The organism is Streptomyces hiroshimensis (assembly GCF_014650335.1).
Lineage (GTDB): Bacteria > Actinomycetota > Actinomycetes > Streptomycetales > Streptomycetaceae > Streptomyces > Streptomyces hiroshimensis.
Genome location: NZ_BMUT01000004.1, coordinates 449837 through 461946 on the forward strand (window position 1 = coordinate 449837; position 12110 = coordinate 461946).

Consider the following 12110-nt stretch of genomic DNA (forward strand, 5'->3'; position numbering starts at 1 on the left):
GTCAGGCTCCGGTGGCTACGAGCACGGCGGCGACGGCCAGGACGACGGAGCCGGCGAGCAGGGCGCTGAGGTACGTCTGCACGTTGCCGGTCTGGGCGCGGCGGACGGCCGCGCCGAGCAGGCGGGGCGCGGTGCCCGCTCCGCGGACGTAGGTCTCGACGACCTCGCGGTCGAGGAACTGGGCGAGGCGGGCCGCCGCGCGCGTGGGCCGGACGAACAGCGCCGTGTACACGGCGTCCAGGTGGAAGCCGGATGCGGCGTGGCGGTGCAGGGGGCCGAGGAGGGCCCGGCCGGGGTCGGCCGGGTCGGGTGCCGCCGCGATGTCGCCGTAGGCGGCCTCGTGGGTGGCGATGGTCTCCTCCTCGGAGACGTAGGGGGCCGCGTCCGGGTCGGCTGCGAGGGCGCCGAGCGGGGTGCGGGCGGCGAGCACGGCGGTGCGGCGCCAGGCCGCGTACATCACGATCGCGCCGGCGAGGGCGCAGCCGGTGGAGAGGACGGAGGTGGTGAGCGTCGGGGTGAGCGATCCGCCGTCGAACCAGCCGGGGAGTTTCCAGGCGGCGAGGCCGAGCGCGAGGGTGGGCACGGAGAGGACCCACAGGACGGTGTTCATGGCGGCGGGCTGCCTGCCGTGGTCCGGGGCCTCGGAGCCCTTGCCGCGGAAGGCCATCAGCCACAGGCGGGTGGCGTAGGCGGCCGTGAGGAGCGCGGTGAGGAGCCCCGCGGCGAGGACGAGCCAGCCGGCGGCGCCCGGGATGCCTTCGGCGTCGCCGGAGGCGGCGTGCTCGGCCGCGCCGAGGACGGCTTCCTTGGAGAAGAAGCCGCTGAACGGGGGGATCGCGGCGAGGGCCAGGAGGGCGACGGTCATCGTCCAGTAGGCGTCCGGGATGCGCTTGGCGAGGCCGTTCATGCGGGCCATCGTGGCCAGCGAGTTCGTGCCGGCGGCGTGGATGATCACGCCCGCCCCGAGGAAGAGGAGCGCCTTGAACGCGCCGTGCGAGATGAGGTGGAAGACGGCCGCGCCCCGGTTGCCGACGGCGAGGGCGCCGGTCATGTAGCCGAGCTGGCCCACGGTCGAGTAGGCGAGGACGCGCTTGATGTCGTCCTGGGCGAGGGCGGCGAGGCCCGAGCCGACCATGGTGACGGCGGCCATCACGGCGAGGACGACGAGCGCGGCCGCGGAGGCCGTGAAGAGGGGGAGGAGCCGGGCGATGAAGTAGACGCCGGCCGCGACCATCGTCGCGGCGTGGATCAGCGCGGAGACCGGCGTGGGGCCGGCCATCGCGTCGGGCAGCCATGTGTGCAGCGGGAACTGCGCGGACTTGCCCGCGACGCCCGCGAGGAGCAGCAGCGCGATCAGCGTGGGGTGGTCGATGTCCCCGGAGGCGACGGCGGTGAGGATGCCGTTGATCCGGAACGTGCCGGCGTCGGCGGCCAGCGCGAGGATGCCGATCAGGAAGGGGACGTCGCCGAGCTTGGTGACCAGGAAGGCCTTCAGGGAGGCCATGCGGGCGGCCTCGGTCTCCCAGTAGTGCCCGACCAGGAAGTACGAGCAGATGCCCATGATCTCCCAGCCGACCAGCAGCACCATGAGGTCGCCGGAGTAGACGACGAGCAGCATGGCCGCGGTGAAGAGGGAGACGAGGGCGGCGTAGGAGGGGTAGCGCGGGTCGTCGCGCAGATAGGCCGTCGAGTAGGCCTGGACGCAGGTGGCGACGACGCCGACCAGGACCGCGACGAGGACGGCGAAGCCGTCGAGGTGCAGGGCGAGGTCGATCGGCACGGAGCCGGTCGGGGTGAGGCGGGTGGCGGCGTCCAGCGCCTCGCCCCCGCCCTGCCGCCAGGCGACGACGACGGCCAGGACGGCGGCCGCCGCGGTCGGCAGCACGGCCAGGGGGCGGACGAAGCCGGGCGCGCGGCGGCCCGTCAGCAGGCCCGCGAGGGCGCCGAGGAAGGGCAGCAGGGGGACGAGAACGGCGGTGGTCGTGGTGCTCACGCGGCGGCCTCGGCCTTCTCCTCGCGGTCAGCGCGATCGGTGTCGGATCCGGATCCGGGGTCGGGGGCGTCGTCGCGCAGGTCGCGCAGGCGGTCGACGTCGGAGGTGCCGCGGTTGCGGTGGACCTGCAGCACGATCGCCAGGCCGATGCCGATCTCCGCGGCGGCGATGGCGATGGTGAAGAGGGTCAGCGCCTGGCCGGCGTGCAGCTCGTCGCGCAGCCAGACGTCGAAGGCGACGAGGTTGAGGTTGACGGCGTTGAGCATCAGCTCGACGGACATCAGGACGAGGATCGCGTTGCGCCGGGCGAGGACGCCGTACAGGCCGGTGCAGAAGAGGAGGGCGGCGAGGACGGCGGGGTAGACGAGATGCATCAGCGCTGCGCCCCTTCCCGGCTCTTCTTGACCGGGCTCTGCTTCGCCGCGCTCTTCTTGCGGGAGAGGACGACCGCGCCGACGAGGGCGGCGAGCAGCAGGACGGACAGGGCCTCGAAGGGCAGCACCCAGTGCCGGAAGAGGATCTCGCCGGAGACCTTCGTCGTGCCCTGGGGGGCGTCGCCGTCCAGGCCGATCCAGGTCGTACGGAAGGCGTCGGCGACCACCCACACGAGCGCGGCGGCCGCGGCCACGGCGACCCCGAGGGCGGCCCAGCGGTTGCCGGAGTCGGCGTCCGGGGAGCGGCCGATGGGGGCCTTGGTGAGCATGAGCCCGAAGAGGAGGAGGACGACCACGGAGCCGACGTAGATCAGGACCTGCACCCAGGCGATGAACTCCGCCGTCAGCAGCAGGTACTCCACGGCGAGCCCGCCGAGGGCGACGACCAGCCACAGGGCGGCGTGCACGAGCTGCCTGGTGGTGACGGTGACCACGGCCGCGCCGAGGGTGACGAGGCCGACGAGGAGGAAGACGATCTCGACGCCGGTCGGGGAGAGGAAGCCGTGCGCGTCCGCATTCGCGGCGAGCGTCGCGGTTGCGCTGACGGTGCCGGTGCCGGTGCCGGTCATGCGTCTCCCTCCTTCTCCTGCTGCTCCTGCTGCTCCTGCTTTTCCTGTTCCGCCTGCGCGGCCAGCTTCTCCGCCGTCTTGCGGGCCGCCGCGACCTCCTTCGGCTCCTCGGCCGCCGGGTCGAGCGCGGGCGGCTCCGGCACGGTCCACATCCACTCGCGGAGCTTGTCGCGCTCGTGGACGAGGTCCTGGATGTCGGTCTCGGCGTACTCGAACTCCGGCGACCAGAACAGCGCGTCGAAGGGGCACACCTCGATGCAGATGCCGCAGTACATGCAGAGCGAGAAGTCGATCGCGAAGCGGTCGAGGACGTTGCGGCTGCGCTCGCGGCCGCCCGGGGCGGCCGGGGGCACCGTCTCCTTGTGGGAGTCGATGTAGATGCACCAGTCCGGGCACTCCCGGGCGCACAGCATGCAGACCGTGCAGTTCTCCTCGAACAGCCCGATGACGCCGCGGGTGCGCGGCGGGAGCTCGGGCTGCACGTCGGGGTACTGCGCGGTGTGTGCGCGGCGCGTCATCGTGCGGAGCGTGACGGCCAGGCCCTTGGCGAGGCCGGAACCGGGAAGGCCCATTACTGGGTCACCACCTTGACGACGCCCGTCAGCGCGATCTGCGCCAGGGCGAGGGGGATGAGGACGGTCCAGGCCAGCTTCTGCAGCTGGTCCTCGCGCAGGCGCGGGTAGGTGACCCGCAGCCAGATCACGACGAACGCCAGGACGGCCGTCTTGAGCAGCGTCCACAGCCAGCCCATGCCGTCGGCGCCGAACGGGCCGTGCCAGCCGCCGAGGAAGAGGACCGTGGTCAGGCCGCACAGGACGACGATGCCCGCGTACTCGGAGAGCAGGAACAGCGCGAAGCGCAGGCCCGTGTACTCGGTGTACGCACCGAAGATGATCTCGGAGTCGGCCACCGGCATGTCGAACGGCGGGCGCTGCAGCTCGGCGAGGCCGGCCACGAAGAAGACCACCGCGCCGACGATCTGCCAGGGCACCCACCACCAGTGGAAGGCGTCCACGATCCCGGGGAGCGAGACCGTGCCCGCCGCCATCGCGACGCTCGCCGCGGCGAGCAGCATCGGCAGCTCGTACGCGATCAGCTGGCCCGCGGTGCGGATGCCGCCCAGCAGCGAGAACTTGTTGGCGGACGCCCAGCCCGCCATCAGCGAACCGAGGACTCCGACGCCCATCACGGCCAGGACGAAGAAGATGCCCGCGTCGACCGTCTGGCCCACGGCGTTGCCCGGGCCGACCGGGATCGCGAGCAGCACGAGGAGATACGGGAGGAGGGCGACGGCCGGTGCCATCTGGAAGATCCGGCGGTCCGCGCCCGCGGGGACGACGTCCTCCTTCTGCGCGAACTTCACGCCGTCCGCGACGAGCTGGGCCCAGCCGTGGAAACCACCGGCGTACATGGGGCCGAGGCGGCCCTGCATGTGCGCCATCACCTTGTGCTCGGTCTGACCGACGACGAGGGGCAGCACGAGGAAGGCGACGAAGACGGCGAGGAGGCGCAGGACGACGTCGAGGGTGTCGCTCATGCGGGGTCGCCTCCGGCGGGGTTCGTGTCGTTCTGGGGCTCGGCGTCGCCGCCGCCGCTTCCGGGTACACCGGGCTCGGCTGCGCCGGGCTCAGCGGCTCCGTTCGGCTCGGCTGCGCCGGGGGCGTCCCCGGCTGCGCCGGAGGCTTCCCCCTCGGCAGGCCGGCTCGGCACCGCCGGGTCGCGGTGCTCGGGCTGAGCGCCGTCGCGGCGGGAAGGAGTGCCCGGCTCGCCGCCCGGTTCGGGGGCGGCCGGGATCTCGTCGGACGAGGCCTTCCCGGCTGCGCCGGGGGCTTCCCCCTCGGCAGGTGAGCTCGGCACCGCCGGATCCCGACGCTCGGGCTGAGCGCCGTCGCGGCGGGGAGAAGTACGCGGCTCGCCGCCCGGTTCGGGGGCGGCCGGAGTCTCGTCGGACGAGGCCTTCTCGGCTGCGCCGGGGGCTTCCCCCTCGGCAGGTGAGCTCGGCACCGCCGGGTCGCGGTGCTCGGGCTGAGCGCCGTCGCGGCGGGGAGAAGTACGCGGCTCGCCGCCCGGTTCGGGGGCGGCCGGGATCTCGTCGGACGAGGCCTTCTCGGCTGCGCCGGGGGCTTCCTCGCCGACAGGCGAGCTCGGCACCGCCGGATCCCGACGCTCGGGCTGAGCGCCGTCGCGGCGGGAAGAGGTGCGCGGCTCGCCGCCCGGTTCGGGGGCGGGCTCGGTGTCCGTTTTCGGGGGGGTCGGGGGTTCCTCGAAAGCCGGGCGGGCGTGGTGCCAGGGGGCGTCCGAGGAGCGGGGGCGCGGCTTCTCCCCCGTCTCGGCGGGGCGGCCGGTTTCCGTCTGGCTCGCCGAGCCGTCTGCCGCGCTGCGGGTACGACGCGGGGCGGGCTCTGCGCCCTGCCGGCTCGCCGAGCCCTCCGTCACGCTGCGGGTACGCCGCGGGGCGGGAGCCTCCGTCTGGCTGGCCGAGCCGTCTGCGGCGCTGCGGGTACGGCGCGGGGCGGCCGCGGCTTCCGGCTGGCTGGCCGAGCCTTCCGCCGCGGTGCGGGCGCGGCGCGGGGCGGCCCCGGCCGCGGCCTCCGGCTGGCTGGCCGAGCCCTCCGTCGTGGTGCGGGTGCGGCGGACCGGGCGGTCGCCCGCCGCGCGGGGGGCGCGGGCCGGGCGGGCGGGGGCCGGGGGGAGCTGACCCTTGAGGGGGCCCCATTCGTTGGGGTCGGGGACGCCCGGGGGGAGCATCTGGCGCCGCTTGGGACCGCCTTCCGCCCCCTCCCCCGGCTCCTTGGCGCCCGGCCATGCCTTGACCACCCGCGCCGCCAGGACGAAGTCCTTGCGCAGCGGGTGGCCCTCGAAGGCCTCCGGGAGGAGGAGCGGGACGAGGTGCGGGTGCCCGGGGAAGTCGATGCCGAACATCTCGTGGGTCTCGCGCTCGTGCCACGCCGCACCGGCGTAGACGCCCACGGCCGTGGGCAGCGCGGGCGCGTCGTGCGGCACGGTCGTGCGCAGGAGCAGGCGGCGCACGCCCTCTCCCCCGCCCGGCAGGGCGTCCGGCAGGGCACCCGGCAGCGCGGCCAGGTGGGCGCACACGCGGAAGCCCGTACCCGGCTCGTCCACGGCGCTCAGCCAGTCGAAGAAGGTGCAGCCCAGCCGGTCACGGGCCGTTTCGAGGGCGGTGATCCACCGCTCGGCCGGCACGTCGACCGTGAGCAGGTCGTAGGTCTCCTCGGCCGTCGCGCCTTCGCCGAAGAGCGAGATCACTCCGGCCGGCAGCCAGCCGACGGCGAGGTCGGCAACGGGCTCCGGAGCGGGCTCGGGAGCGGCCTCCGGCACGGACTCGGGCGTCGGCTCGGTCATCGGTCCGTCTCCTCCGGCGCGGAGGCCGGCGCGGCGGCCGGCGTGGACGACGGCGCCGGCGGCGGCGTCACCAGCCCGCTGCGCAGGGCCGCGGCGGACGCCCCGGCACCCCCGCCGGAGGCGTACCGCTCGCCGAGCGACTCCCGCGCGATCTTCTCCTGCAGCTTCAGGATGCCCTGCAGCAGCGCTTCCGGCCGCGGCGGGCAGCCGGGCACGTAGACGTCGACCGGGATGATCTGGTCGACGCCCTTGGTGACCGAGTACGAGTCCCAGTACGGGCCGCCGCAGTTCGAACAGGCGCCGAAGGAGATCACGTACTTCGGCTCGGGCATCTGCTCGTAGAGCCGCTTGACCGCGGGCGCCATCTTGTCCGTGACCGTCCCGGAGACGATCATGAGGTCGGCCTGCCGCGGCCCGGGCGCGAACGGGATGACGCCGAGCCGGATGAAGTCGTGCCGCGCCATGGACGCGGCGATGAACTCGATCGCGCAGCAGGCGAGCCCGAAGTTGAAGACCCACAGGCTGTAGCGGCGTCCCCAGTTCAGGACGACCTTCATCGGCTCCGGGGCCAGCCTGGCCAGCGGGCCGAGACGACGGGGCTCGGGAAGGTCCACCGGTGTCACGTCCACTCCAGGACGCCCTTCTTCCATGCGTACAACAAGCCCACGGCGAGGAAGCCGAGGAAGATGAACATCTCCACGAGCGTGGCACCGCCGAAGCCCGGCGCGGCGAACACCGTCGCCCAGGGGAACAGGAAGATCGAGTCCACCGCGAAGATCACGTACAGGAAGGCGTAGACGTAGTAGCGGATCTGGGTGTGGGCCCAGCCCTCGCCGACGGGGTCGACGCCGCACTCGTACGTCAGCAGCTTCTCGGGCGTCGGCACCACGGGCCGCAGCAGCCGCCCGGCCCCGAAGGCCACGGCGACGAAGAGCACCCCGACGACCGCGAGCAGCCCGACCACCGAATAGCTGTGGAAGTAGTCCGCGGCCAGCGGGACAGCGGCATGGGCATCGGCACTACTGCGCACGGTCGCCTCCGGCACGTCCGCCCCTCGCTCCCTGTCCTGCGTGTTCGACGTTCTGTACGCACGGGAGTCTAGGCCCTGGTGGGGTTATCCCCACCCTTCCCCACCCACGGCCCCCATGGCGGAGGCCCGCGGGAGCCGTGCAGGCTTGGCGTATGACCGCCAGCAGTGCCGCGAGAAGCACGTCGAGTACATCACATACCTCACCTTCATCTCATAGCATCGCAAACTCCTCTTTCGGGGACGAAGCCAGGGATGGAGCCGGGGACGGAGCCGCTGGCGGTGACCGGCTTCCCCCCGCCCGCTTCGCCTTCGGCGCCCGGACGTGGAAGGAAGTCGCCCACCTCCTGCTCAACCTGCCGGAGGCGCTCGCCGGCTTCCTCTACGTGTCCCTGTGGCTCTACGCGGGCGTCCTGACGTCCCTCACGGTGATCGGCCTGCCGCTGCTCGCGGTCGGTCTGATGGGCGCCCGGGCGCTCGGCCGGCTGGAGCGCCGGCGGGCGCGGGCGCTGCTGGGCCTGCGGATCGAGGAGCCCAGCCCGCTCTCCCGGCAGAGCCGGGGCCAAGGCTTCTTCCCCTGGCTGTGGACGACGCTGAAGGACCCCGTCGCCTGGCGCACCACCCTCTACGGCTTCATCCGGCTGCCCTGGGGCGTGCTCACCTTCGCCCTCACCCTGTGCCTGCTCCTGGTCGGCTGGCCGCTCCTCGGCTACGCCGCGCGCGGCATGACGAACCTGGACCGGGCCATGGTGCGCGGCCTGCTCAGCCCCTCCAGCGAGCTGGAGCGGCGGATCGCCGAGCTGGAGGAGGACCGCGGCGTGGTCGTCGACACCGCCGCCGCCGACCTGCGCCGCATCGAGCGCGACCTGCACGACGGCGCCCAGGCCCGCCTCGTCGCGCTCGCGATGGGGCTGGGCCTGGCCAAGGAGAAGGTCCTGGAGGACCCGGAGGCGGCGGCGCGGATGGTCGACGAGGCGCACGGCGAGGTCAAGCTCGCCCTGCAGGAGCTGCGCGACCTGGCCCGCGGCATCCACCCGGCCGTCCTCACGGACCGCGGCCTGGACGCGGCCCTGTCCTCGGTGGCGGCGCGCTGCACCGTGCCGGTGTCCGTCTCGGTCGACCTGGCCGAGCGCCCTGCCCCGGCCATCGAGGGCATCGCGTACTTCACGGTCTCCGAGCTGCTGCAGAACATCAGCAAGCACAGCCGGGCCCGGACCGCCGAGGTCGAGCTGTGGCGCAAGGACCGGCGGCTGCTGATCCAGGTGCGCGACGACGGCCGCGGCGGCGCCTCGACGGACTCGGGCAGCGGGCTGGCCGGGCTCGCGGAGCGGCTGGGCTCGGTCGACGGCCTGTTCGAGGTGGACTCGCCGCCCGGCGGCCCGACGGTCGTCACGGCGGAGCTGCCGTGGCGCGGGCGCACGGCGGGCTGAGAGCCCGTTCCTCCGGGCCGGCGCCCGTAGGCCTGCGCTCGTTCCCGCAGGCCGGGGGTAGGGACAGCCCCACCCCCGGAACACCTACTCCCTCCATGGTCCGCAGCCCCTCTCTCCACGAGCCTTGACGTACTGAACCCGGAGTACTCAAACCGGAGTGCTGAACCCGGAGCACCGGACAACCACCGCGACCCAGGAGATCGGACGACGACATGGCCATGGACTACGGACGGGACTACGGACGGGCGGAGGCCCGCCGGGCCCACCGCGTGCCCGCCGTACTGCGCGCGCCCCTGGAGGGCCGCACCTGGCGCGAGTTCCTCTACCTCCTGCTCAGCCTGCCGATGGCGGTCCTCACCTTCTCGTTCGCGGTGACGATGACGACGGCCGGCGTGGCCATGCTGATCACCTTCGTGGGCGTGCCGGTGCTGGCGGCCGCGCTCGTCGGCGTACGGGCGCTGGGCGCCGTCGAGCGCGCCCGCGCCCGGAGCCTGCTGAAGCTGGAGATCAGCGAGCCCGAGCCCGTACGGGCGCCGAACGGCAAGCGCGGGCTCATGCCCTGGGTCGGGGCGCTCCTCAAGAGCGGCGTGTCCTGGCGGCACGTGCTCTACGCACTGCTGCACCTGCCGTGGGCGATCGGGGCGTTCACCGTCTCGGTCGTGATGTGGTCGGTCGGCTGGGCGCTGTTCCTCTATCCGGCGTACTGGTGGATGTACCCGACGTGGTGGGGCCAGCCCGGCATGCAGATCGGCGCCGAACCCGGGCACGGCGCGGGCCTCTTCGTCGACAACCCCTTCGAGATCGGCGTGACCTGCGCCGCCGGCCTGGCCCTGGTGCTGGCCACCCCGTGGGTGATCCGCGGCCTCGCGTCCGTCGACCGGCTCATGGTGAGCGCCCTGCTCGGCCCCTCGCGGCTCGCGGAGCGGGTGTGGGAGCTGGAGGAGGACCGCGGCGTGGTCGTCGACACCGCCGCCGCCGACCTGCGCCGCATCGAACGCGACCTGCACGACGGCGCCCAGGCCCGCCTCGTCGCCCTGGCCATGGACCTGGGCCTGGCCAAGGAGAAGCTGGAGGAGGACCCGGAGGCGGCCGCACGGATGGTCGACGAGGCGCACGGCGAGGTCAAGCTCGCCCTGCAGGAGCTGCGCGACCTGGCCCGCGGCATCCACCCGGCGATCCTCACCGACCGGGGCCTCGGCCCGGCCCTGTCCGCGCTGGCGGCCCGCTGCACGGTGCCGGTCCAGGCCGAGGTGGACCTGCCGGCCCGGCCCGCGGCGGCCATCGAGGGCATCGCGTACTTCACGGTCTCCGAACTCCTGCAGAACATCAGCAAGCACAGCGGGGCCCGCAGCGCCCGTGTGGACGTGTGGCACTCGTCGGGCCGCCTGATGCTGCAGGTGTGGGACGACGGCCGCGGCGGGGCGTCCACGGCCGGGGGCTCCGGCCTGGCCGGGCTCGCGGAGCGGCTGGGCTCGGTCGACGGCCTGCTGGTGGTCGACTCTCCGGAGGGCGGGCCGACGACGGTCACCGCGGAGCTGCCCTGGCGCGGCTGACCCCGCCCCACCCGCGCCCGGCCTCGCGCCCGACCCCTGCCCGGCCCGTGCCCGGCCCCCTGTCCGGCCCCGTCGTTGCAGCGGCGGGGCCGGTCCTCTGCGTGACATGCTTGGCGGGTCACAAGCTGCCGGCACGGGGGGACCACAAGTCGTGGAGGACAGGGTGCGAGTCGTCATCGCCGAGGATTCGGTGCTCCTCCGGGAGGGCCTGACCCGGCTGCTGACCGACCGGGGCCACGACGTCGTGGCGGGCGTCGGCGACGGCGAGGCGCTGATCAAGGCCATCCGGGAGCTCGCGGACGAGGGCGCCCTGCCGGACGTGGTCGTGGCGGACGTACGGATGCCGCCCACCCATACGGACGAAGGCGTGCGCGCCGCGGTGCAGCTGCGCAAGGAGCACCCGGGCCTGGGCGTGCTGGTCCTGTCGCAGTACGTGGAGGAGCAGTACGCGACGGAGCTGCTCGCGGGCAGCAGCACGGGCGTGGGCTATCTGCTCAAGGACCGGGTGGCCGAGGTCCGCGAGTTCGTGGACGCGGTGGTGCGGGTCGCGCGCGGCGGCACCGCGCTGGACCCCGAGGTCGTCGCCCAGCTGCTGGGCCGCAGCCGGAAGCAGGACGTGCTCGCGGGGCTCACTCCGCGCGAGCGGGAGGTCCTCGGCCTGATGGCGGAGGGGCGTACGAATTCGGCCGTCGCCAAGCAGTTGGTGGTGAGCGACGGCGCCGTCGAGAAGCACGTCAGCAACATCTTCCTGAAACTTGGGCTTTCCCCTAGTGACGGGGATCACCGGCGCGTACTGGCCGTGCTGACCTACCTCCGCTCCTGATCATCTGACGCCCCGTCAGTGAAATGCAGCCGCCCTGGTGAGAGGGGGCGGCCGCGCGAGGACCTAGCACCAAAGACCTAGCGGGCGGGTGCGGCGCGGGCGGCGCCCAGGGGATGCCCAAACCGCCCCATACCAGGGCAAGCGGAAGCCGCAGACCCCGCTTCCGCTTGAGATCCATCCCAGGTAGGCAGCCCTTACCCACGTACGATGGCCCGTGGGAACGCCGGTCGGGCACCACCGTGTGCGCGCCGCCGCCAGAGGGAGGTCCGAAGCAGTGACCAGCCAGGTCAGCAGCCCGGCCGAACAGGCCGAACCAGCCGAGCAGCCGGGCGGAGCCGCCGCCCCGCCGAGCGCGGGACAGGCGCCGTCGCCCCTCGCCGCGCAGCGCGACCCCGGCGAAGGGGCCGCCTCCTCGAAGGAGGTGCGCCGGCTGGACAGGGTGATCATCCGTTTCGCGGGTGATTCCGGGGACGGTATGCAGCTGACGGGTGACCGTTTCACGTCCGAGACCGCTTCGTTCGGCAATGACCTCTCCACTCTGCCGAACTTCCCCGCCGAGATCCGCGCCCCTGCCGGGACCCTGCCGGGTGTCTCCTCGTTCCAGCTGCACTTCGCCGACCACGACATCCTCACCCCCGGCGACGCCCCCGACGTCCTCGTGGCCATGAACCCCGCCGCGCTGAAGGCCAACCTGGCGGATGTGCCGCGGGGCGGGGAGATCATCGTCAACACCGACGAATTCGCCAAGCGGGCGATGGCCAAGGTCGGCTACGACACCAGCCCCCTGGACGACGGCACCCTGGATGCCTACAACGTCCACCCCGTGCCGCTGACCACCCTGACGATCGAAGCACTCAAGGACTTCGGGCTGTCGCGGAAGGAAGCCGAGCGCAGCAAGAACATGTTCGCGCTGGGGCT

At 73.4% G+C, this 12110-nt stretch carries 12 protein-coding genes; 4 read left to right on the forward strand and 8 right to left on the reverse strand.

The annotated features are described in order from the left end of the window. Nucleotide 1: 1 nt before the first annotated feature. The 8 genes from IE241_RS12945 to IE241_RS12980 are packed head-to-tail and all read right to left on the reverse strand — an operon-like array spanning nucleotide 2 to nucleotide 7404. Nucleotides 2–1993: an NADH-quinone oxidoreductase subunit 5 family protein gene (locus IE241_RS12945; RefSeq protein ID WP_190021832.1), complete on the reverse strand. Its 1992-nt coding sequence runs from the start codon at nucleotides 1991–1993 to the stop codon at nucleotides 2–4. Beyond that, nucleotides 1990–2367, reverse strand: a complete 378-nt coding sequence (nuoK, locus tag IE241_RS12950) for an NADH-quinone oxidoreductase subunit NuoK (RefSeq protein WP_190021833.1) — start codon at nucleotides 2365–2367, stop codon at nucleotides 1990–1992. The genes IE241_RS12945 and nuoK overlap by 4 nt, the downstream gene beginning before the upstream one ends. Then, nucleotides 2367–2996, reverse strand: a complete 630-nt coding sequence (locus IE241_RS12955; RefSeq protein ID WP_190021834.1) for an NADH-quinone oxidoreductase subunit J family protein — start codon at nucleotides 2994–2996, stop codon at nucleotides 2367–2369. Before IE241_RS12955 ends, nuoK begins: the two co-directional genes overlap by 1 nt. Beyond that, nucleotides 2993–3568, reverse strand: coding sequence for a NuoI/complex I 23 kDa subunit family protein (locus tag IE241_RS12960; RefSeq protein WP_190021835.1), 576 nt, complete (start codon nucleotides 3566–3568; stop codon nucleotides 2993–2995). Before IE241_RS12960 ends, IE241_RS12955 begins: the two co-directional genes overlap by 4 nt. Continuing rightward, nucleotides 3568–4533: a complex I subunit 1/NuoH family protein gene (locus IE241_RS12965; protein WP_190021836.1), complete on the reverse strand. Its 966-nt coding sequence runs from the start codon at nucleotides 4531–4533 to the stop codon at nucleotides 3568–3570. Before IE241_RS12965 ends, IE241_RS12960 begins: the two co-directional genes overlap by 1 nt. Beyond that, nucleotides 4530–6359 (reverse strand): NADH-quinone oxidoreductase subunit C, encoded by a 1830-nt coding sequence (locus IE241_RS35090; protein WP_190021837.1) that lies wholly within the window; start codon nucleotides 6357–6359, stop codon nucleotides 4530–4532. The genes IE241_RS12965 and IE241_RS35090 overlap by 4 nt, the downstream gene beginning before the upstream one ends. Beyond that, nucleotides 6356–6988: an NADH-quinone oxidoreductase subunit B gene (locus IE241_RS12975; RefSeq protein WP_455409902.1), complete on the reverse strand. Its 633-nt coding sequence runs from the start codon at nucleotides 6986–6988 to the stop codon at nucleotides 6356–6358. The genes IE241_RS35090 and IE241_RS12975 overlap by 4 nt, the downstream gene beginning before the upstream one ends. Beyond that, a complete protein-coding gene (locus tag IE241_RS12980) occupies nucleotides 6979–7404 on the reverse strand; it encodes an NADH-quinone oxidoreductase subunit A (protein WP_229899175.1) in 426 nt (141 codons plus the stop codon). The genes IE241_RS12975 and IE241_RS12980 overlap by 10 nt, the downstream gene beginning before the upstream one ends. 137 nt (nucleotides 7405–7541) lie before the next feature. Here IE241_RS12980 and IE241_RS12985 point away from each other — a divergent pair, with 137 nt between their 5' ends. The 4 genes from IE241_RS12985 to IE241_RS13000 form a co-directional block, all read left to right on the forward strand. Then, nucleotides 7542–8816, forward strand: coding sequence for a sensor histidine kinase (locus IE241_RS12985; RefSeq protein ID WP_190021838.1), 1275 nt, complete (start codon nucleotides 7542–7544; stop codon nucleotides 8814–8816). A gap of 212 nt (nucleotides 8817–9028) precedes the next feature. Continuing rightward, nucleotides 9029–10369 carry a sensor histidine kinase gene (locus IE241_RS12990; protein WP_190021839.1) on the forward strand — a complete coding sequence of 447 codons (1341 nt, stop codon included), beginning with the start codon at nucleotides 9029–9031 and terminating at the stop codon, nucleotides 10367–10369. 163 nt (nucleotides 10370–10532) lie between these two features. Next, entirely contained in the window at nucleotides 10533–11192 is a 660-nt protein-coding gene (locus tag IE241_RS12995) for a response regulator transcription factor (protein ID WP_079110894.1), read from the forward strand. Nucleotides 11193–11466: 274 nt separating this feature from the next. Then, the coding region (locus tag IE241_RS13000; RefSeq protein WP_190021841.1) for a 2-oxoacid:ferredoxin oxidoreductase family protein at nucleotides 11467–12110 on the forward strand (644 nt) is incomplete at its 3' end.